Origin of the sequence: Pseudomonas citrullilanati (genome assembly GCF_030580855.1) — a bacterium.
Classification (GTDB): domain Bacteria; phylum Pseudomonadota; class Gammaproteobacteria; order Pseudomonadales; family Pseudomonadaceae; genus Aquipseudomonas; species Aquipseudomonas citrulli.
The window spans coordinates 1-23,046 of the sequence record NZ_JAUQOP010000022.1 but is presented as its reverse complement, the minus strand read 5'-3'; the positions used below and the strand labels follow the sequence as shown (position 1 = coordinate 23,046).

The following is a 23,046-nucleotide window of genomic DNA, read 5'->3' as shown; positions in this document are numbered from 1 at the left end:
ATTTCTCTTTGACGTTGCGCCCTGGATTGATTAGTTTTTGTGGCATTGATTTCAAAGGTGTCGACAATATGCTCGGTCAGCTCGAAACGCCGGTGATGGCCCAGGACGACTCGGAAACCCTCTCCGAGAACGTCTTCCGGCGTATCCAGGCGGCCATCGTCCAGGGCGAGATCGCCCCTGGCAGCAAGATCTCCGAGCCTGAACTGGCGCGCACCTACGGCATCAGCCGGGGGCCGCTGCGCGAGGCCATCCATCGCCTGGAAGGCCAGCGCCTGCTGGTGCGAGTGCCTCATGTCGGCGCGCGGGTGGTGTCCCTCAGCCATGCCGAGCTGCTGGAACTCTACGAAATCCGCGAGTCCCTGGAAGGCATGGCCTGCCGCCTGGCGGCCGAGCGCATGACTCTGGAAGAAATCGACGAGCTGCGCCGGGTCCTGGAGACCCACGAGCGCGATGCGGCGTTCCAGGCCGGGGTCGGTTATTACCAGCAGGAAGGCGACTTCGACTTCCATTACCGGATCATCCAGGGCAGCGGCAACCGTACCCTGACGCAAATGCTCTGCGGCGAGTTGTACCAACTGGTGCGCATGTACCGCATCCAGTTTTCCACCACGCCCAACCGTCCGCGCCAGGCATTCGCCGAGCACCACCGGATTCTCGATGCCATCGCCGACCGTGACGGCGAACTGGCCGAATTACTGATGCGCCGGCACATCGGCGCCTCCAAACGCAACATCGCGCGTCATTTCCAGGACAGCGCCGCCACTGAACGAGGTGAGTCATGAGTTCCAGCAAGAGCACGCCAGGCCAGCGTTTCCGCGATGCGGTCGCCACCGAGCACCCGCTGCAGGTGGTGGGCACGATCAACGCCAACCACGCGTTGTTGGCCAAGCGCGCCGGTTTCAAGGCGATCTACCTGTCGGGCGGCGGCGTGGCGGCCGGTTCCCTCGGCGTGCCGGACCTGGGTATTACCGGCCTGGACGACGTGTTGACCGATGTGCGGCGCATCACCGACGTGTGCGACCTGCCGTTGCTGGTGGACGTGGACACCGGCTTCGGCTCCTCGGCGTTCAACGTGGCGCGCACGGTCAAGTCGATGATCAAGTTCGGCGCGGCGGCGGTGCACATCGAGGATCAGGTGGGCGCCAAGCGCTGCGGTCATCGGCCGAACAAGGAAATCGTCTCGCAGCAGGAAATGGTCGACCGCATCAAGGCGGCGGTGGACGCCCGTACTGATGACAGTTTCGTCATCATGGCGCGGACCGATGCCTTGGCCGTGGAAGGCCTGGAGTCGGCCCTCGATCGTGCCGCCGCCTGCATCGAGGCCGGCGCCGACATGATTTTCCCCGAGGCGATCACCGAACTGGAGATGTACAAGCTGTTCGCCAGCCGCGTGAAGGCGCCGATCCTGGCCAACATCACCGAGTTCGGCGCGACGCCGCTGTACGCCACCGAACAGCTGGCCGGCGCCGACGTGTCCCTGGTGCTGTACCCGTTGTCGGCCTTCCGCGCCATGAACAAGGCGGCCGAGAACGTCTACACCGCGATTCGTCGCGACGGCACGCAGCAGAATGTCATCGACACCATGCAGACCCGCATGGAGCTTTACGATCGTATCGACTATCACACCTTCGAGCAGAAGCTCGATGCGTTGTTCGCGGCGAAGAAATAAGACGCGCCCCCGAAACTTGCCGATTCCCTACAAATTCAACAATTGGAGACAGCAAATGGCCGAAGCAAAAGTACTCAGTGGCGCCGGGCTCCGTGGCCAGGTGGCCGGGCAGACCGCATTGTCCACCGTGGGCCAGTCCGGTGCCGGCCTGACCTACCGCGGCTATGACGTCCGCGAGTTGGCGGCGGACGCGCAATTCGAAGAAGTGGCGTACCTGCTGCTCTACGGCGAGCTGCCGACCCAGGCGCAACTGGACGCCTACACCCACAAGCTGCGCCAGCTGCGGGACCTGCCCCAGGCCTTGAAGGAAGTGCTGGAGCGCATTCCCGCCGACGCCCATCCCATGGATGTGATGCGCACCGGCTGCTCGTTCCTGGGCAACCTGGAGCCGGAGAAGGACTTTTCCGAGCAGCACGACAAGACCGACCGCCTGCTGGGCGCGTTCCCGGCGATCATGTGCTACTGGTATCGCTTCAGCCACCAGGGCCAGCGCATCGACTGCGTGACCGACGAAGCCTCCCTCGGCGGCCATTTCCTGCACCTGCTGCATGGCAAGAAACCGAGCGAATTGCACGTCAAGGTGATGAACGTCTCGCTGATCCTCTACGCCGAGCACGAATTCAACGCCTCGACCTTCACCGCCCGGGTCTGCGCTTCGACCCTGTCGGACCTGTTCTCCTGCATCACCGCCGCCATCGGCTCGCTGCGCGGCCCGCTCCACGGCGGCGCCAACGAGGCGGCGATGGAAATGATCGAACGGTTCGGCTCGCCGCAGGAAGCCATCGAGGGCACCCTCGGCATGCTGGCGCGCAAGGACAAGATCATGGGCTTCGGCCACGCGATCTATAAGGACAACGACCCGCGCAACGAGGTGATCAAGGGCTGGTCGAAGAAGCTCGCCGAAGAAGTGGGGGACACCGTGCTGTTCCCGGTCTCCGAAGCCATCGACAAGACCATGTGGGAGCAGAAGAAGCTGTTCCCCAACGCCGATTTCTACCATGCCTCGGCGTACCACTTCATGGGCATCCCGACCAAACTGTTCACGCCGATCTTCGTCTGCTCGCGCCTGACCGGCTGGGCCGCCCACGTGTTCGAACAACGCGCCAACAACCGCATCATCCGCCCGAGCGCCGAATACACCGGCGTCGAACAGCGCAAGTTCGTGCCAATCGAACGACGCTGAACGGGGAGGTCGCTGAGCTCAGGTACTGAATAATCCCGAAACCCTGTGGGAGCGAGCTTGCTCGCGATTGCGCACCGACATTCAACATCAATGTCGATTGACACACCGCCATCGCGAGCAAGCTCGCTCCCACAGGGGCAGGGTTCACTTCAAGTCCGACGCCAGCCCTTTCTGAAACCACCGTGACCCGAGTCCTGACGATGAACACAGAATTTCGCAAACCGCTGCCTGGCACTTCGCTGGATTATTTCGATGTCCGTGGGGCCGTCGAGGCCATTCGGCCCGGCGCCTATGACGGCCTGCCGTACACCTCCCGCGTGCTGGCGGAAAACCTGGTGCGGCGCTGCGACCCGGCGACGCTGGGCGAATCGCTGCTGCAACTGATCGAACGCAAGCGCGACCTGGACTTCCCGTGGTTCCCGGCGCGCGTGGTGTGCCACGACATCCTCGGCCAGACCGCTTTGGTGGACCTGGCCGGCCTGCGCGATGCCATTGCCCAGCAGGGTGGGGACCCGGCGCAGGTCAACCCGGTGGTGCCGACCCAACTGATCGTCGACCACTCCCTGGCCGTGGAAAGCGGCGGCTACGATCCCCAGGCGTTCGCCAAGAACCGCGCCATCGAGGATCGCCGCAACGAAGACCGTTTCCACTTCATCAACTGGACCAAGAAAGCCTTCAAGAACGTCGACGTGATTCCGCCGGGCAATGGGATCATGCACCAGATCAACCTGGAGAAAATGTCCCCGGTGATCCAGCAACGCGACGGCGTGGCGTTCCCCGACACCTGCGTGGGCACCGACAGCCACACGCCGCATGTCGATGCCCTGGGCGTGATCGCCATCGGTGTTGGCGGCCTCGAAGCGGAAAGCGTCATGCTCGGCCGCGCCTCATGGATGCGCCTGCCGGAAATCGTCGGCGTCGAGCTGACCGGCAAGCTGCAACCGGGCATCACCGCCACCGACATGGTGCTGGCGCTGACCGAATTCCTGCGCAAGCAGAAAGTCGTCGGGGCCTGGCTGGAGTTCTTCGGCGCAGGCGCCAGTGCCCTGACCCTGGGCGACCGTGCGACCATCTCCAACATGGCCCCGGAGTACGGCGCCACGGCGGCCATGTTCTACATCGACCAGCAGACCATCGATTACCTGAAGCTCACCGGTCGCGAAGACCAACAGGTGCAACTGGTCGAGACCTACGCCAAGCAGGTTGGCCTCTGGGCCGAGCACCTCAAGGGTGCGCAATACGAGCGCGGCTTGAGCTTCGACCTGTCGTCGGTGGTACGCAACATGGCCGGGCCGAGCAATCCGCATGCCCGCGTCGCGGTGTCGGATCTGGCCGCCAAGGGCATCTCCGGCCAGTGGGACGACGTGCCCGGGCAAATGCCCGACGGCGCGGTGATCATCGCCGCCATCACCAGTTGCACCAACACCAGCAACCCGCGCAACGTGATCGCCGCCGGCCTGCTGGCGCGCAACGCCAACCGCCTGGGCCTGGCCCGCAAACCGTGGGTCAAGTCGTCCCTGGCGCCGGGTTCGAAAACCGTGGCGCTGTACCTGGATGAGGCGGGCCTGACCAAAGAGCTGGAACAGCTGGGCTTCGGCGTTGTGGCGTTCGCCTGCACCACCTGCAACGGCATGTCCGGTGCCCTGGACCCGGTGATCCAGCAGGAGATCATCGACCGCGACCTGTACGCCACCGCCGTGCTGTCGGGCAACCGCAACTTCGATGGGCGTATCCATCCTTACGCCAAACAGGCGTTCCTCGCGTCGCCGCCGCTGGTGGTGGCCTACGCCATCGCCGGGACCATCCGCTTCGACATCGAGAAAGACGTGCTGGGCGTGGTGGACGGTCGGGAAATCCGCCTCAAGGACATCTGGCCGAGCGACGAGGAAATCGAAGCCGTGGTCAAGGCCTCGGTCAAGCCGGAACAATTCCGCCAGGTGTACATCCCGATGTTCGCCATCCAGGAAGACACCGGGCCGAAAGTCACGCCGTTGTACGACTGGCGCCCGCAAAGCACCTACATCCGTCGCCCGCCGTATTGGGAAGGCGCGCTGGCCGGTGCGCGACCGCTCAAGGGCATGCGCCCGCTGGCGGTGCTGCCGGACAACATCACCACCGACCACCTGTCGCCGTCCAACGCGATCATGCTCGACAGCGCCGCCGGTGAATACCTGGCGAAAATGGGCCTGCCGGAGGAGGACTTCAACTCCTACGCGACCCATCGCGGCGACCACCTGACCGCCCAGCGCGCCACGTTCGCCAACCCGAAGCTGTTCAACGAAATGGTCCAGGAAAACGGCAAGGTCAAGCAGGGCTCCCTGGCTCGGGTCGAGCCGGAAGGCCAGGTCATGCGCATGTGGGAAGCCATCGAGACCTACATGCAGCGCAAGCAGCCGCTGATCATCATCGCCGGCGCCGACTACGGCCAGGGTTCGTCCCGGGACTGGGCGGCCAAGGGCGTGCGACTGGCCGGTGTCGAGGCGATTGTCGCCGAAGGCTTCGAGCGCATCCACCGCACCAACCTGGTGGGCATGGGCGTGTTGCCGCTGGAGTTCAAGCCCGGCACCGACCGCAAGACCCTGGGCATCGACGGCAGCGAAGTCTATGACGTGATCGGCGAGCGCACCCCGCGGGCGACGCTGACCCTGGTCATTACCCGCAAGAACGGCGAGCGCGTCGAAGTGCCGGTGACTTGCCGCCTCGACACCGCTGAAGAAGTGTCGATCTACGAAGCCGGTGGCGTGCTGCAGCGCTTTGCCCAGGACTTCCTGGAATCGGCGGTCGCCGTCTAAATCACAACCGCGGACACCTTGCGTGTCCGCTCGAGGAACATCATGGCTCACGCACCGCAAATCAAGATTCCCGCCACCTACATGCGTGGCGGCACCAGCAAAGGCGTGTTCTTCAGCCTGCAAGACCTGCCCGAAGTGGCCCGTGTCCCAGGCGCCGCACGGGATGCGTTGCTATTAAGGGTCATCGGCAGCCCCGACCCCTACGAGAAACAGATCGACGGCATGGGCGGCGCGACGTCCAGCACCAGCAAGACCGTGATCCTGTCCAAGAGCACCCGCGCCGACCACGATGTCGATTACCTGTTCGGCCAGGTTTCCATCGACAAGCCGTTCGTAGACTGGAGCGGCAACTGCGGCAACCTGTCGGCGGCGGTCGGCTCATTCGCTATCGGCAGTGGTTTGGTAGACGCCAGCCGTATCCCGCAGAACGGCGTGGCGGTGGTGCGGATCTGGCAGGCCAACATCGGCAAGACCATCATCGCCCATGTGCCGATCACCGACGGCGCGGTGCAGGAAACCGGCGACTTCGAACTCGACGGCGTGACCTTCCCAGCGGCGGAAGTGCAACTCGAATTCATGGACCCGGCGGCCGAAGAAGAGGGCGGTGGCGGCTCGATGTTCCCCACCGGCAACCTGGTGGATGACCTTGAAGTACCAGGTGTCGGTACGCTCAAGGCGACCTTGATCAACGCCGGGATCCCGACGATCTTCATCAATGCCCGGGACGTCGGTTATACCGGCACCGAGTTGCAGGGCGCGATCAATGGCGATCCACAGGCGCTGGCGATGTTCGAAACCATTCGGGCCCACGGCGCCTTGCGCATGGGCTTGATCAAGCACCTGGACGAAGCGGCCCAGCGCCAGCACACGCCGAAAGTGGCGTTCGTCGCGCCGCCGGCGGGCTACGTTTCGTCGAGTGGCAAAGCCGTGGCCGCGGGCGACGTCGATTTGCTGGTACGGGCGCTGTCCATGGGCAAGCTGCACCACGCCATGATGGGCACCGCGGCGGTGGCCATCGGTACCGCGGCCGCCATTTCCGGCACCCTGGTCAACCTGGCCGCCGGCGGCACCGAACGCAACGCCGTGCGTTTCGGCCACCCGTCCGGCACCCTGCGCGTCGGCGCCGAGGCCAGCCAGGTCGATGGAGAATGGACCGTAAAAAAAGCCATCATGAGCCGCAGCGCGCGGGTGTTGATGGAAGGGGTTGTGCGGGTGCCCGGAGATACCCTGAACTGACATAAAAACCTGTGGGAGCGGGCTTGCTCGCGAAAGCGAGGTATCAGCCAACATAGATGTTGAATGTGCCGGCCTCTTCGCGAGCAAGCCCGCTCCCACAATGGATTTGTGGTGAATACAGGATCTTCGAACATCCACGATCAACCCTGTGGGAGCGAGCTTGCTCGCGATGGCGTCGGATCTTTCAGCAATCAGTTGCCTGACACACCGCTATCGCGAGCAAGCTCGCTCCCACAATGGACTGCGGTCAGCCTCCGGTCAGTGCGGTGACGACCAGACCCACATTGTTTTCCAGCTCCGAGATTGGGTCGGGGCCATCGGTGCTCAGCACCTGTAGCCGGCTGCCGCCTTCGCTGATGGCCGCCTTCAGAGCCTCCGACGGCTGGCGATGGTGCAGCACCACGGCCACGTCGTTGTCCTTCAGGGTCGCGGTCAACTGCTTGAGCGCCTCGGCGGTCCACTCGGCGTCGGGGCGGGCATCGGTGCTGATCCCGTCCAGGTTCAGCCCACTGATCAAGTAGCCAAAATGCTCGCTCAGGCTGACCACGCTCAGGTTTTCAGCACTGGCCAGGCGCTTTTCGCTGTCGGCGCTGAGCTTGAGCAGGCGTTGCTTGAGGGCCGCGAGGTTGCTGTCGATGCCCGGCTTGGCCGAGGGTGCCAGGCGCACCAGGTCGGCGGCGATCACATCGGCCATGCGCCCGAGGTTATGGCTGGCCATCCACGGCTGGCTCGCCAGGCCATCGGCCATGCCCGGTTGCACGGCGATCCCCGGCAAGGCACCGTCCACCGGGCGCGCGGCATCGACTTCGACAATGCGGATGTTGCTGCGCCGGGCCATCGGGTACAGCGGGTCGTCCGGCCACAGCGAACGCAGGCCGATCACTGCGTCGGCGTCAACCGCCAGCTTGCCCAGCGCCGATGCGCCCCGGCCACTGAAGTAGGCGCTTTGCCGAGTCCCGGGCAGATTGGCCGGGGCCGCTCTCTCCAGCTTGACGTCGGTGCCCTTGAGCAGGGCTGCGCCCAGGCCGTAGGTGACCGGCAGCGAGGCCAGCAGGTGCACCGGCCGGCTGCTTTCAGCGGCGAACGCGCCGACGTTGATCAGGCCGCCCAGCGCCACGGCCAGGCTCAGGTGTCGAAGCATCATCATGTTATCCAAGGTTTCCTTTGAGGCTGGGAACGACGCCGCGGGCGATGGCGCTCAAGGCGAAGGCGATGCCGGCCACCAGGATGATCGCGGCCCCGGACGGGATCGGCAGGTCGAACACGATCGGTGCGAGGATCCCGCACAAGGTGCTGGCGGTGGCGATCAGCACCGAGCACCAGAAGAACCCCTTCAATGACTGGCTGAGCAGGCGCGCCGCCGCAGCGGGAATCACCAGCAGGGCGCCCACCAGGATCGCGCCGATGACTTTCACCGCGGCCACGGTGATCAACGTCACCAGCACCACGAACAGATAATCCAGGGTCTTGACCGCCACCCCCCGCACGGCCGCCAGTTGCGGGTTGAAACTGGCCAGCATGATGCGGTTGTACAGCGGCAGGGCCAGGGCCATCACCAGGGACCCGACCACCGCCAGCACCAGCAGGTCGTTGCCATTGACCGTCAATACCGAGCCAAACAGCACGTTCTCCAGGATGTGCACGTTGATCTTGCCCGCCAGGATCAGCAGCAGGCTGGCGCCGAGGGCCAGGGAAACGGAAAGGAACACGCCGATCAAGGTGTCCGGTGCCAGGCCGGTGCGGTTGCGCAGGTAATTGAGCAGGATGCCGAACAACAGGCAGTAGCCGAACAGGCTGCCGTAGGGCCCGGTATAGGGCTCGCCGAGCAGGATGCCGACGGCGACACCGGTCAGCGCCGCGTGACCCACCGCCTCGGAAAAGAACGCGAAGCGCTTGACCACCACCAACGTCCCCAGGCCGCCCAGTACCGGGCCGATCAACAGCCCGGCCAACAGCGCATTGACCACGAACCCATAGGCCAGCGCCTCGGGCAGGTAGCCGGACGAGGCCCAGCCCTGGACCATCAGGCGAAAGGCTTCATAGCTCATCGGGCAGCACTCCCGTGGGTTCGTGGATGGGTGGAAAACAGCGACAGCAAGCGTTCGGGGGTGAGGGTCTGCTGCGGTGGGCCATCGAACAGCACCCGGCGGTTCAGTCCGGTGACCCGGTCGGCCAGGCGGGCGACGGCTGCCAGGTCGTGCTCGATCCAGAGCACGGTGATCCCGGCTTCGCGCCAGTCGCGCAGCAGCCGCTCGAAGACCTGGATCCCGGCTTCGTCCAGCGCCGACATCGGCTCATCCAGCACCAGCAACTGCGGCGGGGGGATCAAGCCCTGGGCCAGCAACACCCGCTGGCGCTCGCCACCGGACAGCGCACCCATGCGCCGCTTGCGCTTGTCCTGCATGCCGACCCGCTCCAGGGCCGCGCCGATGGCCGTGGCGTAATGCCGGCTCAGGCCGAGAAACGCCGGTCGGCGCTGACACATCGCCGCCATGAAATCATCCACGGTCATGGGCAGGCCGCGGTCGAACTCCAAGGCCTGGGGCACGTAGCCGATCACCCCGGGGTCGCCCGGCCATTGCAGGCTCAAGCGGCCCTGGTGCGGCATCTGCCCCAGCAACGTCTTGACCAGCGAACTCTTGCCGCCACCGTTGGGGCCTACCAGGGCATGGATGCTGCCGGGCTGCACCGCAAACGCCACATCGTCGAGGATGGTGGTGCGACCGAGGTCCAGGCAGATACCGGCGAATTCAATCAACGGCCCGGCGGGCGGCCGGACGAGGGTTTGCTGGGCGGTCATGCGCCGGACTCCTGGATGGCCCGGACCACCGTGTCGAGGTTGCCGGTCATTTCCTTCTCGTACTTCTCGGCGCTGTAGTCGCCGTAGGAAATGTGCGAGAGCGGGTAGAGTTTCACGCCGGATTCACGCTGGATGGTGTCGACGTAGGTGGACGGGAAATCCATTTCCGAGAAGATCACCTTCACGTCCAGCTCGCGCAATTGATCGATGGTCTTCTTCAGTTGGCTGGGGCTCGGTTCGATGCCATGGGCGGGCTCGACCACCGCGGTCACTTCCAGGCCGAACTCACGCAGCAGGTAGTCGTAGGCGGCGTGCACCGTCGCCACCCGCAACTCGGCATTGGGCGCCTGGCTCAGTTTCGCCAGGGCGGCGGCGCGCATCTGCCGCAGGCGCTTGCCATAGGCGCGTGCGTTCTGGGTGTAGGCCTTGGCATTGTCCGGGTCGAGCTTGCCCAGCTCCCGGGCGATGTTGTTGACCTGGGCAATGGATGCGCTGATGGACAGGAAGGTGTGCGGGTTCACCACCTTGCCTGCGCCCCGGGCCGCGGTGCCGGTGGCCGCCAGCAGGGGCACGTTTTCGTTGGCTTCGATCACTTTCACGTTCGGGGTTTCGCTAGCGGCGATCATGCGGTCGGCGAAATCGTCGTGGCCCACGCCGTTGAGCACGATCACGTCGAGACCGCCGATGCGCTTGATGTCTTCGGCCCGTGGCTCATAGGCATGGGGATTGAAGCCAGCCGGAATCAACGGGACCACCTCGGCCTTGTCGCCGACGATGTTCGCCACATAACTGTAGTAGGGGTGCAAGGTGATGCCGATGCGCAGGCGCTTGGCGGTTTCGGCGCTGGCCGGCGCGGTGAACAGGCAGGCCAGCAGGCTGATCAGCAGCAGGCGCAGCAAGGGGCGACGTGGGTATGCGATAGACATGGGCGAAGGGTCTTCTCTCGAATCAGGGGCGTGGATCAATGCCGGTGCTGGCGGGTCACGCCAGCGTCGAATTGCGCGACGATCTGCTGCCAGCCGGCGGCGGACAACGTGGCGTCGTCCAGCATGGTGGGTGCCGTGGGACGATCGCCACGGTTGAGCCAGATGTCCGGTGGGGCGTCGGATGCTTCGCCGATGCGCATCAGAAACGAGCCGGCGACGGAAGGATTGCCGCTCAAGCCGAAGTAGGCCCGATCCTCCAGCGACTGCCAGGCGTGGCCGCCCCGGCTGACGGAACTGGCGTCCTCGGCGAACGGGGCAAAGCCTTCCTCTGCCAGTGCCTGCGGGCTGGGCAGGGCTTGTCGCTCGTCGCGCAGCAGGTGAATTTCATCCAGGGTCACTCGCAGGTCCGCATAGAGGCCTTGTTCCGCGGCACTGAGGTCGCGGCGCGCGTCGAGCTGGTTCGAGGCCAGGGCGTGCGTGTCTTCGGCCTGGCGGTGCCAGCTCACGACCGAACCGGCAAGCAGCACGATGACCAGGCACAACAGTGCCACGTAGAGGGTTTCGTGGCCTGCTCCGGTGGGCCGGATGACTTGGGTGGTGGGAGCGTTCATGGGGCCTCGATGTCTGCCTGGTCGATTTCCACCACGTGGCCGGGGCCGGCGTCGAAGAGCACGTAGAATTCGGCGTCCGGTTTCTTGAACGTCAGCGTCGAATCGGCGCCGAGCTTGCCCGGCACCAGGATGGTTTCGTCGTAGCCAATGACGTCCAGGGTCACCCCGGGCGCCCCGCTACCGTCGGAAAAGCCACCGGTGCAGCGGATCTGCTCGGCATCGATGGCCTTGCACTCGCACATCGGGTTGTGGGCCAGGACCGGGGTACTGAAGCCGACGCATAAAAGCAGCGCCAGGCGCTTGAAACAGGCGCGGGGGATCATCGTTGGGCTCCTTGGGGATTCAGCCAGGCGACGGTGGCCGGTGATGCCTGGCTCAGGGGTATGGATGCCTGGTGCATGGAGCCGTCCCAGCCTTCGAGGGTTATCCACAGCTCGGCGTCCGGCTGGGTCTTGCGCGGCACCGGCAGCAGGGCGCCCATGCGATAGGGCGAACCGAAGAAAATCACCCCGGCGGCCCTCAGGCTGCGGGGCTTGCCGATACGCAGGTAGGTGGCCTTGACTTGGCCGATGCAGCGTTGGCACAGGGCCGCGTTGAAATGTTTCATGGGGCCGGCGGGGCCCTCTTGGCGCGGCGCTTCGTTGCGGAACTCGGCCAGGCGCAGGCTCCACGGCCCGACTTGGATCTCGCCCACATCCCGTTCGCCAAGCCCCGCGTCGCCGCGGAACAACGCCGCTTCGGAGAAATACTTGGGCATGAACCCCAGGGGGATCAGCAACAGCAGCACGTTGAGGTGAAAGCGCCATTTTCGCCAGGCCATGGCCAGGCGCGAGGGTGACGAAGGCTGGGTGGATGGGTTCACAGGCTGCCCTCCGACGATTCAACGCCGACGGACGGCTGCGACGACCGCGAGGCCCGGGCCCCACGGCTGGGTTTCTGGCTGCGCTTGAAGGCATTGGCGGTGGCCAGGGCCGTGCGTTTGGTCCAGATCAGCAAGCCGCTGAGGACCATCATGCTCAGGATCAGGCCGAAGAAGAACCAGATCAGCTTGATCCAGAGGCCGCCGAAATCCCCGGTGTGCAACGGCCGCATGGATTCGGTGACGAATTCCAGCGTGGTGCGGTCCGACAGCAGCCGCAAGGCCGCCACGTCACCGTCGTAGGGATTGAGCGTGGCGGTCTGGAACATCAGCGGATACCAGCCGCGCCCGCTGATCTCCAGGTGGCTGTAGGCATTGCCGGGCAGGTTGATGACGCTCGCTTCCAGGCCGGGGATCCGCTGCCGGGCGATGTCGATGGCCCGGTCCAGGCTCAACAGCGGCGGCGCCGTGCCGTCGGCCGACAAGGGCACGCTTTCCCGGGCGACCACCGGCAGCACGGGTGCGCTGGAAATGGAGATCTGGTTGTCGAACAGCAGGGCCTGGATCAGGAACCAGGTGCCGGTGATGGAAATGACGGCGATGAACCAGATCGACCAGATGCCACTGAGGCGGTGGAAATCACCCCAGAAAATCCGCGCCCCGTGGCGAATGCGCAGGGTCGGACGAAAAAAGCCTTTCCAGAATCGCTTGTAGACCACCAGCCCGGTGACCAGGGAGGCCAGCAACGGCAGGCCGAGGAACGACACCAGGTACCAGCCCCAGCTGAAGCCGTTGGTGAACGGCACCAGCCACCAGCCGTGCAGGGCCCGGGTGAACGCCTGGAAGTTGAACGTTGGCGCCGAGCCCTGGATGACCCCGCTGTAGGGATTGACGTAGACCGTGTCGGGACGACCGTCAGGGTAGGTGACGCCGACTTCCAGGGCGAAATGCGACTCGTCCGGACGGGTGATGCTCTGCACCTGGGTGAGCGGCTGGGCCTGCTTGATCGCCGTGATCACCTGCTCGTAGCTGAGCAACGGCGCATCGTCCGCCGGCCGGCTGGCGCGCATCTCCGGGTTGGTCAGCCAGACGATCTCCTGGCTGACCACGGCGAGCGTGCCGGTGACGCACACGATGAGGACGAAAAACCAGATGGGCAATGCCAGCCAGCTGTGGACCAGGAACCAGAGTTTGGAGCGGGACTTCTTGGACATGATTGCGCGTCTTGATTCGATGAAAGGCTGGGCATTACGGGCTTCGCAATGCCATGAGCCCTGGACAAGGCCGGCGGTGGCTTTCGCCGACGCGGCTTGCTGCATCTAATTAAGACGAACGAGTCACTGAAATCCCGAAGGGAAAGATGAAAGAAAATGTTTCGCAATCAGCATCCAGTCTTATCTGTGGGAGCGAGGCGGCTGGCGAAGACGGTCTGGTGAAAGGTACAAGTGTCGACGCCATCGCGAGCCGGCTCGCTCCCACAGCGGCCAGCGGTTCGGATCAACCTTGCTGGAACATCTCCCGGGCCCGCTGCTCGATCTGTTCCTGGGTCAGGTCCTCCTTGTGGGTCGCCAGGAACCACACGTGCCCATAGGGATCTTTCAGGCTGCCGGTGCGATCCCCATAGAACTGGTCCTTCACTTGCGAGATCACCGTGCCCCCGGCGTCAATGGCCTGGGCAAATGCGCTGTCCACGTCTTCGACGTACAGGTGCAGGCCCACCGAGGGCGATGTGTCCGGGTTTTGCAGCGGGCCCTGGTCGCAAGGCGTGCCGAGCATGATCGGGAAATTGTTGATCCGCAGTTCGGCGTGTCCGACGCGGCCATCGGGCATTGCCAGGCGCATGACCTCGGTGGCGTTGAAGGCTTTTTTATAGAACTCGATGGCTTCGGCGGCTTTTTGAATGCCCAGGTAGGGCGTGATGCAGTGGAAACCGTCAGGAATGGTTTTGGCACCCATGCTGTTTCTCCTTGTTGTAAAGGGCGAAGAGCACCTTCGCCGACTGGCGCTCATCCACTATAGGACAGCGGACTGGCGCCGGGTCACGCGCCGACGAACGTCTCACGGCGCGTCCAGCAGGTGCGCGCCCGGCCCGCGCTTGCCCAGCACGTCGCCCTGGTTGCGCAGGGGGCAATGCTCCATCGACAGGCACCCACAGCCAATGCAACCGTCGAGCCGGTCGCGCAGGGCCACCAGTTGGTTGATGCGCTCATCCAGCTCCCGGCCCCATTGCGCCGAAAGGCGCTGCCAGTCGGCCGCCGTGGGCGCGCGGTCGTCCGGCAGGGTATTCAACGCCTCGCCGATTTCCGCCAAGGGGATACCCAGGCTTTGGGCGACCTTGATCAACGCCACGCGACGCAATACTTCTCGTGGGTAACGCCGCTGGTTGCCCGCGTTGCGCGTGCTCCTGATCAGGCCCCTGGTCTCGTAGAAATGCAGGGCGGTGACCGCCACGCCGCTGCGGGCGGCCACTTGGCCGACGGTGAGTGCCTTGTGGACATCGATCGTTGTCATGTGCCTGAATTCATCGCTTGACCTTGACTTAACTAGAGGTTTTACCCTGCAGGCCTTCGGATCGCAAGATCCGCCTTACACGCAGCGGGGACCTTTCATGCAAACGCCTAGGCACAATCGCAGTTTCACTCAACTGATGGAATTCAACATCGAGCCGCAATGGCAGCAGGCGCTGGTCACGGCGTTGTCGCGGCAGACCGAACGCCTGGCCCGTGACCATCAAGGCTTTCTCAGGGCGAGTATCCAGGCCAGCGAGGACGGTCGGCGGGTGCTCAACTATTTGCAGTGGCAAACCCGCGAGGCGGGCGAAGCGGCGTTTCGAAGCATCGAGACCGGCGGGCAGGACTTCTGGGGGCTGGTTTACCGGGCGAAGGCGGTCAAGTTCGGCTCGTTCGAGGTGCTGTGCGACATCGAGCGCAGCCTGGACAACGACTTGCATTGCCAGTTGGTCGGTTAAGCGCAACGGTCGATTCGAGGATGCGATACCCACTATCGAGAGGGTTGATTTCTGCCCGGCAGGGCCGGCGAGTAGCCTTTGTTCATCGCCCAACGCCAGAACATTTGGACACTTGCCATGAACCGTACCCTTGCCGTTTTGTTGCTGTCGACTGTCACCTTACTGAGCGGTTGCGCCAGTTCCTTCCCGGAGCTGCGCCCCTACAGTGCGGACGAAACCCGCGAGCTGGCCCTGGAGGCGTTGAACCGCCGGGGCCTGTCGTTCGACGAATACCATGCCAAGAAGACCGAGTTGCTCGGCACTGCGCAAAAAAATGTCGGTTTCGACGACCAGGGCGAAATGAGCGCGGAGTTGGGCGTGCAGGTGCCCGGTCGGTCAAGCTGAAGGACTGTACCGCTCGAAGTTTTGCCCAACTGTCCATGGGTTTGCGCCAGGACGTGGGGTAGGGTCATGACTTGACTGACCACCCCGATGGACTGACTTCACATGACCCTTTCGCTCGACCTCTTGCTGGGCTTCGCCCTGTTTGCCCTGGTGACCTCGATCACGCCGGGCCCCAACAACACCATGTTATTGGCTTCGGGGGTCAACTTCGGTTTCAACCGCACCATCCCCCACATGCTGGGCATCACTTGCGGCTTCTTTTCCCTGGTGCTGGCGGTAGGCCTTGGCCTCGGCGCCGTATTCCAGGCGTACCCTTTGCTCTACACCGCGCTGCGCTACATCGGGGCGGCGTACCTGTTGTACCTGGCATGGAAAATCGCCCATTCCGGCCCGGTTTCCGAAAGCCAGCCAGGCGAGAACACGCCGATCAGCTACTGGGGCGCGGCGGCCTTCCAGTGGGTCAACCCAAAGGCCTGGATCATGGCCATCGGCGCCATCAGCACCTACACGCCGCTCCAAGGCTATTTCCTCAACGTGGTGGTGATCGCGGCGGTATTTGCCTTGATCAACCTGCCGAGCGTCAGCCTCTGGGTGATTTGCGGCAGCCTGCTGCGCAACCTGTTGCGTGATCGTCGCTGGCTGCGCCTGTTCAACTGGGGCATGGCACTGTTGCTGGTCGCTTCGTTGTATCCGCTGTTGCTCGAAAGCATCAGTTGAGGGCTGAGCTTGGGCGCGAGGCCTGCTAAGCTCGCTGTTCAGGAGCGTTCCTACGCACTTTTAAATGAAGTCCGACTTCTTTAAGGTCTTCGATCAGGTATTGCTTGTCTCGAATCCAACGAGGGCGCCTGATCCCGGAGCAGGCTCTGCGAGTTTCCCATGAATAAACGTCCGCTATATTTCGATTACGCCGCCACCACCCCGGTTGATGAGCGGGTCATACAGGTCATGGTCGAGTGTCTCGGCTTCGACGGTAACTTCGGCAACCCGGCTTCCAGCTCCCATGCTTTCGGCCAGGCGGCCCGTCGTTCGGTCGAACGGGCCCGCCAGCAAGTGGCGCAACTGGTGGGAGCCCGACCCGAGCAGGTCGTCTGGACCTCCGGCGCCACCGAATCCAACAACCTGGCCCTCAAGGGCGTGGCCCAGGCCCGCGGCGGGAGTGGCGGCCATGTCATTACCAGCCTGATCGAACACAAGGCGATTCTCGACACGGCGCGACAGCTCGAGGAATTCGGTGTCGAGGTCACTTGGCTGGCGCCGGACGCCGAGGGGCTGATCGACCCGCAAGCGGTTCGCGAAGCATTGCGCGAGGACACTTTCCTGGTGTCGCTGATGCTGGTGAACAACGAGTTGGGCACCGTCAATGACATCGTCGCCACGGGACAGATCGTGCGCGAGCACGGTGCGCTGTTCCATGTCGACGCCGCCCAGGGCGCGGGCAAGGTGCAGATCGACCTGGCCCGCTGGCCGGTGGACCTGATGTCTTTTTCCGCCCACAAGATCTACGGCCCCAAGGGCATTGGCGCACTCTACGTTGGCGATCGTGCCCGACCGCGGCTGTCGGCGCAGATCCATGGTGGCGGACACGAGGGCGGCCTGCGTTCCGGGACCCTGGCGACCCACCAGATCGCTGCCATGGGCGCGGCCTTCGAACTGGCCGCCCAGGCGTTCGACGACGAGCTGGCCAAGATCGCCCGGTTGCGCAATCGTTTGCTGGAACCGCTGCTGGCCTTGCCCGGAGTCTGTATCAACGGCAGCGCGACCCGGCGGATTCCCCACACATTGAGCCTGACGTTCCATGAAGGGACGTTCGACCCGGCCGCACTGGGCGCGTCGATGGCCTTTTCCGCGACCTCGGCCTGCAATTCGGCGCATAACACGCCGTCCCACGTGCTGCTGGCCCTGGGGCATGATGCGCGCGCGGCCGGTCGAACCATTCGCCTGAGCCTGGGGCGCTTTACCACCGAACAGGACATCGACGAGGCGGTACGGCTGATCAAGGCCGCCTGCGCGACAGCGCCGGCGTTCTGGGCCACCACCCCATGAGCCGAGTGTCTTCGGCATCGAACAACAATATCAATGAGCAGGAGAAACGATGAGCACCGAGCCCTTGACCCCTGGACTGGTTCCCCAGCGCCTGGCCCGAATTCGCCAACGGATGAATCAGCAGGGCATCCACGCGCTGTTGGTGCCATCGGCCGACCCGCATCTGTCGGAATACCTGCCGGGCTACTGGCAGGGACGACAATGGTTGTCGGGGTTCCATGGTTCAGTGGGCACGTTGATCGTGACGGCGGGTTTTGCCGGCGTCTGGGCTGACAGCCGTTATTGGGAACAGGCGACCCAGGAGCTGGAAGGCAGCGGTATCGAGCTGGTCAAGCTGATCCCGGGCCAACCCGGCCCCCTGGATTGGCTCGCCGAACAAACCCCCGAAGGTGGGGTAGTGGCGGTGGACGGCGCGGTGATGGCCGTGGCGTCGGCCCGGACCCTGGGCAGCAAGCTGGCGGAACGTGGCGCGCGGTTGCGCACGGACATCGACCTGCTCGACGAAGTCTGGACCGATCGCCCGAGCCTGCCCAATCAACCGGTCTACGCGCACCTTCCGCCCCAGGCGACCGTCAACCGCGTAGAGAAGCTTGCCAAGTTGCGCGAGGCCCTCACGGAACGCGGCGCCGACTGGCATTTCATCGCCACGCTGGATGACATCGCCTGGCTGTTCAACCTGCGCGGCGCCGATGTGTCGTTCAACCCGGTGTTCGTTTCCTTCGCCTTGATCAACCAGCGACAGGCCACGCTGTTCGTGGCCCTGGACAAGGTGGACGCAGGGCTGCGCGCCGTGCTCGAGCAGGATGGGGTGTCGCTGCGTGACTACAGCGAAGCGGCGGCCGCATTGCGTGAGGTGCCGGGCGGGGCGAGCCTGCTGGTCGATCCGGCGCGGGTCACGGTTGGGCTGCTGGATAACCTGGGCGATGACGTGAAGCTGGTCGAGGGGCTCAACCCGACGACGCTGGCCAAATCCCGCAAGAGCCTGGCCGACGCCGAACACATCCGCCAGGCCATGGAGCAGGACGGTGCGGCGCTCTGTGAGTTCTTCGCCTGGCTGGAAGCGGTCTGGGGGCGCGAGCGCATAACCGAACTGACCATCGATGAGCAGTTGACCGCGGCCCGTACGCGTCGGCCGGATTATGTCTCGCTGAGCTTCAATACCATTGCCGCCTTCAATGCCAACGGCGCGATGCCGCATTACCACGCCACGCCGCAGGCCCATGCGGTCATCGAAGGTGACGGGCTGCTGCTGATCGATTCCGGCGGACAGTACCTCGGCGGCACCACCGATATCACCCGCATGGTGCCGGTCGGAACCCCCACCGCCGAACAGAAGCGTGACTGCACGCGGGTGCTCAAGGGGGTCATCGCTCTGTCCCGGGCCAGGTTTCCGCGGGGCATCCTGTCGCCGTTGCTGGATGCCATCGCCCGCGCGCCGATCTGGGCCGAGCAGGTCGATTACGGCCACGGCACCGGCCATGGGGTGGGGTATTTCCTCAACGTCCACGAAGGTCCCCAGGTGATTGCCTACCAGGCCGCGGCCACGCCGCAAACGGCGATGCAAGCGGGCATGATCACCTCGATCGAGCCGGGAACCTATCGTCCCGGTCGCTGGGGCGTGCGCATCGAGAACCTGGCGTTGAACCGCGAGGCGGGAAGCAGCGAGTTCGGCGAGTTCCTCGAATTCGAAACCCTGACCCTGTGCCCGATCGACACCCGCTGCCTGGAACCATCGTTGCTGACCCAGGAGGAAAAGGACTGGTTCAACGCCTACCACGCCGAGGTCCGGCGTCGGTTGAGCCCGTTGCTGGAAGGGGCTGCGCTGCAGTGGCTCAACGAGCGGACCGTGGCCATCTGACCCGCGGGATCAGCCCAGGGCCTCACGGAGGAAGTCCAGCCGATCCTGGCCGAAGTACAACACGTTGTCGACGAACATGCTCGGGGCCCCGAACACGCCCCGTTCAATGGCGGTTTCGGTGGTTGTCTTGAGCGCTTGCTTGACCTGCTCATCGGTGGTCAGGGCCAGCACGTACTCAGGGTCGAAACCGCCTTCAGCCAATACGGCCGCCACCGTTGCCGAATCATTGAGGTTGCGTGCGTCCACCCACAGCGCGCGGAACAGGCAATCGATAAAGGCTTCGAAACGCTCGGGCTGGCGCAGTTGAATGCCAGTGACGGCGCGCATCAGTAACAGCGTATTGATCGGGAAATAGGGAGGGAGCTTGAACGCGACGCCGTATCGCTTGGCGAAGCGATTCAGGTCTTCGAACATGTAGCGACCCTTGGCGGGGATCGTCGCTGGGGACGCATTGCCGGTTGCCTTGAACACGCCACCCAACAGCATCGGGCGATAGATCAGCTGGCTGCCTGTCTCTGCACACAGGGTCGGCAATTGGGTATGGGCCAGGTAGGTGGCCGGGCTGCCGAGATCGAAGTAGAACTCCACCGATTTGCTCATGGGCGCTGCGCTCTTGTTGTTTTACGGAAGGGGTTACCAGCGTTCGTTCCAGGGACGCAGGTCCAGTTCGAAGGTCCAGGCGTCGCGCGGCTGGCTGTGCAGGTACCAATAGTTGTCGGCAATGTGTCCAGGGTCCAGGATGCCATCCTGATCCTTGGTCGCGTATTTCTCCGGAAAATTGTCGCGAATGAAGTCTGTGTCGATGGCACCGTCCACCACCACGTGGGCCACGTGAATATTCATCGGCCCCAGTTCCCGTGCCATGCTCTGGGCCAGTGCCCGAATGCCATGCTTGGCCCCCGCGAACGCGGCGAACCCTGAAGCCCCACGCAATCCTGCCGTCGCCCCGGTGAACAGGATCGTTCCGCGCTGGCGCATGACCATGCGCTTGGCCACTTCCCGCGCATTGAGGAAACCCGAGAAGCAGGCCATCTCCCAGATCTTGAAGTACTTGCGGGCGGTTTCTTCGAGGATGCTGCAGGGAACGTTGGCGCCGATATTGAACACGAAGGCTTCGATCGGACCGATCTGGGTCTCGATCTGCTCGACCAGGGCAATGACATCGTCCTCTTTGCGAGCATCGCAGGCGAAGCCATGGGCCTCGCCGCCCTGGGCGCGGATCTCCTCAACCAACGGCTCGAGCTTATCGGCACTGCGGCGGGTGACACACGCGACGAAACCTTCCTGTGCGAAACGCCGGGCGATCGCCCCGCCCGTCGCGTCGCCCGCGCCCACCACCAGTACAACCTTGTTGTTATTCATGATCAGCCTCATTGGTAAACGATCGTTAGCTAAACGGACGTTATGCTAAGATCCGGCGAGCGTCAAGGTGAGCAATCAGGGGCAGGACCATGCGTTATTCAGCCAATCACAAGATGGAAACCCGAGAGAAACTGCTCGCCAGCAGTGCCGCATCCGCCAAGACGTTGGGGTTTTCCACAGTGGGCGTTGATGGTCTGATGAAAGCGATCGGCTTGAGCGGTGGGGCGTTCTACAGTCACTTCTCGTCCAAGGACGAGCTTTTCAAGGCCATCGTCGAGCGTGAACTGGCCCATAGCCTGGACCGTTTGGCGGGCGACGGTGCCATGGACCAGGCAAAGTTGAAGCGTTGTCTCAAGCACTATCTGAGCATGAGCCATGTCGAGCAACCCGAAGTAGGTTGTGCATTGCCAGTGCTGGGCGCCGAGATTGCGCGATCGGATGAGCAGGTGAGGGAGGTGGCGCAAACGTGGGTCTGTCGCTTGCAGGAAAGTTGGGCACAGGTACTGGGAAGTGACGCTCTGGCCTGGGCCATCCTGTCCCAATGCGTAGGAGCGCTGGTTGTCGCGCGGATGATGGCTGCACCTGAGGTCCAGCAGGCGGTCCTCGAGTCCAGCCATGACGAAATCACCCGGCGACTGGCCGGGCTCGACTGACGTGGTTACTTGCAGATCACGATCATGCTACGGCTGGTATAGCCGGCGGGGTTGAGCCCGAAGGGATAGTCCCCAGGTTCCTCCACGGCATCACCTGACTTGGCGATGACCTTGTAGCCTTTGGGGGCGCAGGAGTTGGCGGCGCTGGCGGCGCATTGATCCCAGGAAGAGGAAAGGCCGGAGCAATTGATGTGCAGGCCTTTTTTACCGCGCTTGACTTCAGTCTTGGTTGTCGCCGCGCAGCCTGCAATGGCCAGTACGGCGATCACTATCAAAATTCGTTTCATTCCCGTCCTTAACACCGTCGTGGATCTCATGCCCACGTACGGTTGCGTTCGCCTGCGTTTGAAGCGTTCATGACGTCCTGTATGAAAAATCCATGTCTGACATTAGGTTACGCGCCTAAACATGGCCTAAATGCGCGGCAAATGCCAGACCTTCGTTAAGTTCTGCTTCAATCCGCCGCGACGGCCGGCGTTGCCGGGCTGTCCATGGTCAGCGTTGCACCGACCGAAGCCAGGATGATGCAGGCAATGGCGGCCCATTGGGCCAGGGACAGAAACTCCTGAAGGAAGATGAACCCGGACATGGCCGCAATGGCGGGCTCGATGCTCATCAGGGTGCCAAAGGTGCGTGCCGGCATGCGGGTCATCGCGACCATCTCGAGGGTGTAGGGCAGGGCGGTGGACAATACGGCGACGCCAATGGCGATCGGGATCAGGGCCGGCGTCAGCAACGCGGCTCCTGCGTGGACAATGCCGATCGGGGCGACGAACAGCGCCGCGATCACCACCCCGAGTGCGGCGGTCTGCACGCCATGGTCGGCGCCGGCCTTCTGGCCAAACAGGATGTACAGGGCCCAGCAAACCCCCGCCCCCAACGCATAACCGGCACCGACTAGATCGATGCCGGCGCTGGAAGCGCCTGTTGGAATCAACAGCAGCAGGCCGATCACCGCCAAGGCAATCCAGAGGAAATCGATTGCCCGCCGCGACGCGTAGATCGCCACGGCCAAGGGGCCGGTAAATTCCAGCGCCACGGCGATTCCCAGAGGCACCGTACGAACAGACATATAGAAAAGAAAGTTCATGCCGCCCAGGGCCATGCCATAGACGATCACGGTACGCAGGGACTGGACAGTGAGCTTGGCGCGCCAAGGGCGCAATAATATGAGCATGATGAGGCTGGCGAACAGGAGTCGCAGCGTGGTGGTTCCTTGCGCGCCCACGATCGGGAACATGCTTTTGGCAAGGGAGGCGCCGGACTGGATGGAGGCCATGGCTACTAAGAGCAGGGCAACCGGGAATAACGTGGTTACCAGGCTGCGAGAAGAGGAGGTCATTGCTAGCGGTCGTCCAGAATAAAGGCAGGAGATGAATTTGAGCAGTATATTGCGCACTCCGGCGTATGCCGTCTATATACAGCGGTGAAATTAAAGGGGCGTGCTGTAGGTTGATAGAAAAGTTGAATTAAGTGTTGACGGCAGATTCCAGACGTCTATAATTCGCCCCACTTCCGGCGCAGTCGAAACGGAAAACTCCTTGAGTTTCAATGAGTTAAACGATTTTCGGCAGTGCAGGACTTCAGTTCATCGAAGTCCGGAAGCGCTGAAAAAGAGGTGTTGACAGCAGCGAACAACGCTGTAGAATTCGCCTCCCGCTAACGAGAGATCGGAAGCGCAAGTGGTTGAAGTTGTTGATGT

Annotated in this window: 25 protein-coding genes; 11 read left to right on the top strand and 14 right to left on the bottom strand. The window is 63.6% G+C overall.

Translation table 11 applies throughout. The features are described 5' to 3' along the window. Positions 1 to 68 precede the first annotated feature (68 nt). The 5 genes from Q6A48_RS15635 to prpF all read left to right on the top strand — a co-directional run bounded on the left by Q6A48_RS15635 (position 69) and on the right by prpF (position 6,880). A complete protein-coding gene (locus Q6A48_RS15635) occupies positions 69 to 782 on the top strand; it encodes a GntR family transcriptional regulator (protein WP_304555004.1) in 714 nt (237 codons plus the stop codon). Beyond that, positions 779 to 1,669, top strand: a complete 891-nt coding sequence (prpB, locus tag Q6A48_RS15630) for a methylisocitrate lyase (protein WP_304555003.1) — start codon at positions 779 to 781, stop codon at positions 1,667 to 1,669. Before Q6A48_RS15635 ends, prpB begins: the two co-directional genes overlap by 4 nt. Positions 1,670 to 1,724: 55 nt before the next feature. Next, positions 1,725 to 2,852 (top strand): bifunctional 2-methylcitrate synthase/citrate synthase, encoded by a 1,128-nt coding sequence (prpC, locus tag Q6A48_RS15625; protein ID WP_304555002.1) that lies wholly within the window; start codon positions 1,725 to 1,727, stop codon positions 2,850 to 2,852. Positions 2,853 to 3,052: 200 nt separating this feature from the next. Continuing rightward, a complete protein-coding gene (gene acnD, locus Q6A48_RS15620; protein WP_304555001.1) occupies positions 3,053 to 5,644 on the top strand; it encodes a Fe/S-dependent 2-methylisocitrate dehydratase AcnD in 2,592 nt (863 codons plus the stop codon). 42 nt (positions 5,645 to 5,686) lie between these two features. Beyond that, positions 5,687 to 6,880: a 2-methylaconitate cis-trans isomerase PrpF gene (gene prpF / locus Q6A48_RS15615; RefSeq protein ID WP_304555000.1), complete on the top strand. Its 1,194-nt coding sequence runs from the start codon at positions 5,687 to 5,689 to the stop codon at positions 6,878 to 6,880. 247 nt (positions 6,881 to 7,127) lie between these two features. On the opposite strand, the gene Q6A48_RS15610 is transcribed toward prpF, so the two are convergent. The 10 genes from Q6A48_RS15610 to soxR all read right to left on the bottom strand — a co-directional run bounded on the left by Q6A48_RS15610 (position 7,128) and on the right by soxR (position 14,587). Then, complete coding sequence (locus Q6A48_RS15610) at positions 7,128 to 8,027, bottom strand: metal ABC transporter solute-binding protein, Zn/Mn family (RefSeq protein ID WP_304554999.1); 900 nt, start codon at positions 8,025 to 8,027, stop codon at positions 7,128 to 7,130. A gap of 1 nt (position 8,028) precedes the next feature. After that, on the bottom strand, positions 8,029 to 8,928 hold the full coding sequence (locus tag Q6A48_RS15605; protein WP_304554998.1) for a metal ABC transporter permease: 900 nt from the start codon (positions 8,926 to 8,928) through the stop codon (positions 8,029 to 8,031). Beyond that, the gene (locus tag Q6A48_RS15600; RefSeq protein WP_304554997.1) at positions 8,925 to 9,680 is read right to left on the bottom strand and encodes a metal ABC transporter ATP-binding protein; all 756 of its coding nucleotides are present in this window, start codon (positions 9,678 to 9,680) and stop codon (positions 8,925 to 8,927) included. The genes Q6A48_RS15605 and Q6A48_RS15600 overlap by 4 nt, the downstream gene beginning before the upstream one ends. Continuing rightward, a complete protein-coding gene (locus Q6A48_RS15595) occupies positions 9,677 to 10,606 on the bottom strand; it encodes a metal ABC transporter solute-binding protein, Zn/Mn family (RefSeq protein WP_304554996.1) in 930 nt (309 codons plus the stop codon). The genes Q6A48_RS15600 and Q6A48_RS15595 overlap by 4 nt, the downstream gene beginning before the upstream one ends. Positions 10,607 to 10,641: 35 nt before the next feature. After that, positions 10,642 to 11,217 carry a DUF6162 family protein gene (locus Q6A48_RS15590; protein ID WP_304554995.1) on the bottom strand — a complete coding sequence of 192 codons (576 nt, stop codon included), beginning with the start codon at positions 11,215 to 11,217 and terminating at the stop codon, positions 10,642 to 10,644. After that, complete coding sequence (locus tag Q6A48_RS15585) at positions 11,214 to 11,540, bottom strand: hypothetical protein (protein WP_304554994.1); 327 nt, start codon at positions 11,538 to 11,540, stop codon at positions 11,214 to 11,216. The genes Q6A48_RS15590 and Q6A48_RS15585 overlap by 4 nt, the downstream gene beginning before the upstream one ends. Then, entirely contained in the window at positions 11,537 to 12,037 is a 501-nt protein-coding gene (locus Q6A48_RS15580; protein WP_304555065.1) for a PA2404 family protein, read from the bottom strand. The genes Q6A48_RS15585 and Q6A48_RS15580 overlap by 4 nt, the downstream gene beginning before the upstream one ends. A 38-nt stretch (positions 12,038 to 12,075) precedes the next feature. Beyond that, a complete protein-coding gene (locus Q6A48_RS15575) occupies positions 12,076 to 13,290 on the bottom strand; it encodes a PepSY-associated TM helix domain-containing protein (protein WP_304554993.1) in 1,215 nt (404 codons plus the stop codon). 283 nt (positions 13,291 to 13,573) lie between these two features. Next, the gene (locus Q6A48_RS15570) at positions 13,574 to 14,032 is read right to left on the bottom strand and encodes a VOC family protein (protein WP_304554992.1); all 459 of its coding nucleotides are present in this window, start codon (positions 14,030 to 14,032) and stop codon (positions 13,574 to 13,576) included. Positions 14,033 to 14,134: 102 nt separating this feature from the next. Continuing rightward, the gene (soxR, locus tag Q6A48_RS15565; RefSeq protein ID WP_304554991.1) at positions 14,135 to 14,587 is read right to left on the bottom strand and encodes a redox-sensitive transcriptional activator SoxR; all 453 of its coding nucleotides are present in this window, start codon (positions 14,585 to 14,587) and stop codon (positions 14,135 to 14,137) included. A 97-nt stretch (positions 14,588 to 14,684) separates the two neighbouring features. Here soxR and Q6A48_RS15560 point away from each other — a divergent pair, with 97 nt between their 5' ends. The 5 genes from Q6A48_RS15560 to Q6A48_RS15540 all read left to right on the top strand — a co-directional run bounded on the left by Q6A48_RS15560 (position 14,685) and on the right by Q6A48_RS15540 (position 19,329). Beyond that, on the top strand, positions 14,685 to 15,044 hold the full coding sequence (locus Q6A48_RS15560) for an antibiotic biosynthesis monooxygenase (protein ID WP_304554990.1): 360 nt from the start codon (positions 14,685 to 14,687) through the stop codon (positions 15,042 to 15,044). Between the two features lie 117 nt (positions 15,045 to 15,161). Continuing rightward, positions 15,162 to 15,428 carry a hypothetical protein gene (locus Q6A48_RS15555; RefSeq protein ID WP_304554989.1) on the top strand — a complete coding sequence of 89 codons (267 nt, stop codon included), beginning with the start codon at positions 15,162 to 15,164 and terminating at the stop codon, positions 15,426 to 15,428. A 102-nt stretch (positions 15,429 to 15,530) separates the two neighbouring features. Further along, positions 15,531 to 16,145 (top strand): LysE family translocator, encoded by a 615-nt coding sequence (locus Q6A48_RS15550; RefSeq protein ID WP_304554988.1) that lies wholly within the window; start codon positions 15,531 to 15,533, stop codon positions 16,143 to 16,145. A gap of 159 nt (positions 16,146 to 16,304) precedes the next feature. After that, positions 16,305 to 17,471, top strand: a complete 1,167-nt coding sequence (locus tag Q6A48_RS15545; RefSeq protein WP_304554987.1) for a cysteine desulfurase family protein — start codon at positions 16,305 to 16,307, stop codon at positions 17,469 to 17,471. 49 nt (positions 17,472 to 17,520) lie between these two features. Then, complete coding sequence (locus Q6A48_RS15540; RefSeq protein WP_304554986.1) at positions 17,521 to 19,329, top strand: aminopeptidase P family protein; 1,809 nt, start codon at positions 17,521 to 17,523, stop codon at positions 19,327 to 19,329. A gap of 9 nt (positions 19,330 to 19,338) precedes the next feature. Here Q6A48_RS15540 and Q6A48_RS15535 read toward each other — a convergent pair whose 3' ends face one another. Together Q6A48_RS15535 and Q6A48_RS15530 are read right to left on the bottom strand one after the other, a co-directional pair. Beyond that, the gene (locus Q6A48_RS15535; RefSeq protein ID WP_304554985.1) at positions 19,339 to 19,929 is read right to left on the bottom strand and encodes a 2-hydroxychromene-2-carboxylate isomerase; all 591 of its coding nucleotides are present in this window, start codon (positions 19,927 to 19,929) and stop codon (positions 19,339 to 19,341) included. Positions 19,930 to 19,962: 33 nt separating this feature from the next. Beyond that, positions 19,963 to 20,691 (bottom strand): SDR family oxidoreductase, encoded by a 729-nt coding sequence (locus Q6A48_RS15530; RefSeq protein WP_304554984.1) that lies wholly within the window; start codon positions 20,689 to 20,691, stop codon positions 19,963 to 19,965. Between the two features lie 89 nt (positions 20,692 to 20,780). Here Q6A48_RS15530 and Q6A48_RS15525 point away from each other — a divergent pair, with 89 nt between their 5' ends. Continuing rightward, positions 20,781 to 21,344 (top strand): TetR/AcrR family transcriptional regulator, encoded by a 564-nt coding sequence (locus Q6A48_RS15525; RefSeq protein WP_304554983.1) that lies wholly within the window; start codon positions 20,781 to 20,783, stop codon positions 21,342 to 21,344. Positions 21,345 to 21,349: 5 nt separating this feature from the next. Here the strand turns inward: Q6A48_RS15525 and Q6A48_RS15520 are convergent, their stop codons facing one another. Further along, entirely contained in the window at positions 21,350 to 21,631 is a 282-nt protein-coding gene (locus tag Q6A48_RS15520) for a hypothetical protein (protein WP_304554982.1), read from the bottom strand. 167 nt (positions 21,632 to 21,798) lie between these two features. Next, complete coding sequence (gene rhtA, locus Q6A48_RS15515) at positions 21,799 to 22,686, bottom strand: threonine/homoserine exporter RhtA (RefSeq protein ID WP_304554981.1); 888 nt, start codon at positions 22,684 to 22,686, stop codon at positions 21,799 to 21,801. Positions 22,687 to 23,046 lie beyond the last annotated feature (360 nt).

What these genes read in the sequence shown, in the direction of transcription:
- Q6A48_RS15545 (WP_304554987.1), top strand. Translation starts at nt 16,305, where the DNA reads ATGAATAAACGTCCGCTATATTTCGATTACGCCGCCACCACCCCGGTT.
- Q6A48_RS15610 (WP_304554999.1), bottom strand. Translation starts at nt 8,027, where the DNA reads ATGATGATGCTTCGACACCTGAGCCTGGCCGTGGCGCTGGGCGGCCTG.
- Q6A48_RS15560 (WP_304554990.1), top strand. Translation starts at nt 14,685, where the DNA reads ATGCAAACGCCTAGGCACAATCGCAGTTTCACTCAACTGATGGAATTC.
- Q6A48_RS15585 (WP_304554994.1), bottom strand. Translation starts at nt 11,540, where the DNA reads ATGATCCCCCGCGCCTGTTTCAAGCGCCTGGCGCTGCTTTTATGCGTC.
- Q6A48_RS15535 (WP_304554985.1), bottom strand. Translation starts at nt 19,929, where the DNA reads ATGAGCAAATCGGTGGAGTTCTACTTCGATCTCGGCAGCCCGGCCACC.
- Q6A48_RS15520 (WP_304554982.1), bottom strand. Translation starts at nt 21,631, where the DNA reads ATGAAACGAATTTTGATAGTGATCGCCGTACTGGCCATTGCAGGCTGC.
- prpB (WP_304555003.1), top strand. Translation starts at nt 779, where the DNA reads ATGAGTTCCAGCAAGAGCACGCCAGGCCAGCGTTTCCGCGATGCGGTC.
- Q6A48_RS15590 (WP_304554995.1), bottom strand. Translation starts at nt 11,217, where the DNA reads ATGAACGCTCCCACCACCCAAGTCATCCGGCCCACCGGAGCAGGCCAC.
- prpC (WP_304555002.1), top strand. Translation starts at nt 1,725, where the DNA reads ATGGCCGAAGCAAAAGTACTCAGTGGCGCCGGGCTCCGTGGCCAGGTG.
- Q6A48_RS15575 (WP_304554993.1), bottom strand. Translation starts at nt 13,290, where the DNA reads ATGTCCAAGAAGTCCCGCTCCAAACTCTGGTTCCTGGTCCACAGCTGG.
- Q6A48_RS15595 (WP_304554996.1), bottom strand. Translation starts at nt 10,606, where the DNA reads ATGTCTATCGCATACCCACGTCGCCCCTTGCTGCGCCTGCTGCTGATC.
- prpF (WP_304555000.1), top strand. Translation starts at nt 5,687, where the DNA reads ATGGCTCACGCACCGCAAATCAAGATTCCCGCCACCTACATGCGTGGC.
- Q6A48_RS15540 (WP_304554986.1), top strand. Translation starts at nt 17,521, where the DNA reads ATGAGCACCGAGCCCTTGACCCCTGGACTGGTTCCCCAGCGCCTGGCC.
- Q6A48_RS15530 (WP_304554984.1), bottom strand. Translation starts at nt 20,691, where the DNA reads ATGAATAACAACAAGGTTGTACTGGTGGTGGGCGCGGGCGACGCGACG.
- Q6A48_RS15605 (WP_304554998.1), bottom strand. Translation starts at nt 8,928, where the DNA reads ATGAGCTATGAAGCCTTTCGCCTGATGGTCCAGGGCTGGGCCTCGTCC.
- Q6A48_RS15600 (WP_304554997.1), bottom strand. Translation starts at nt 9,680, where the DNA reads ATGACCGCCCAGCAAACCCTCGTCCGGCCGCCCGCCGGGCCGTTGATT.
- Q6A48_RS15555 (WP_304554989.1), top strand. Translation starts at nt 15,162, where the DNA reads ATGAACCGTACCCTTGCCGTTTTGTTGCTGTCGACTGTCACCTTACTG.
- Q6A48_RS15525 (WP_304554983.1), top strand. Translation starts at nt 20,781, where the DNA reads ATGCGTTATTCAGCCAATCACAAGATGGAAACCCGAGAGAAACTGCTC.
- Q6A48_RS15580 (WP_304555065.1), bottom strand. Translation starts at nt 12,037, where the DNA reads ATGGCCTGGCGAAAATGGCGCTTTCACCTCAACGTGCTGCTGTTGCTG.
- Q6A48_RS15570 (WP_304554992.1), bottom strand. Translation starts at nt 14,032, where the DNA reads ATGGGTGCCAAAACCATTCCTGACGGTTTCCACTGCATCACGCCCTAC.
- rhtA (WP_304554981.1), bottom strand. Translation starts at nt 22,686, where the DNA reads ATGACCTCCTCTTCTCGCAGCCTGGTAACCACGTTATTCCCGGTTGCC.
- Q6A48_RS15550 (WP_304554988.1), top strand. Translation starts at nt 15,531, where the DNA reads ATGACCCTTTCGCTCGACCTCTTGCTGGGCTTCGCCCTGTTTGCCCTG.
- Q6A48_RS15635 (WP_304555004.1), top strand. Translation starts at nt 69, where the DNA reads ATGCTCGGTCAGCTCGAAACGCCGGTGATGGCCCAGGACGACTCGGAA.
- soxR (WP_304554991.1), bottom strand. Translation starts at nt 14,587, where the DNA reads ATGACAACGATCGATGTCCACAAGGCACTCACCGTCGGCCAAGTGGCC.
- acnD (WP_304555001.1), top strand. Translation starts at nt 3,053, where the DNA reads ATGAACACAGAATTTCGCAAACCGCTGCCTGGCACTTCGCTGGATTAT.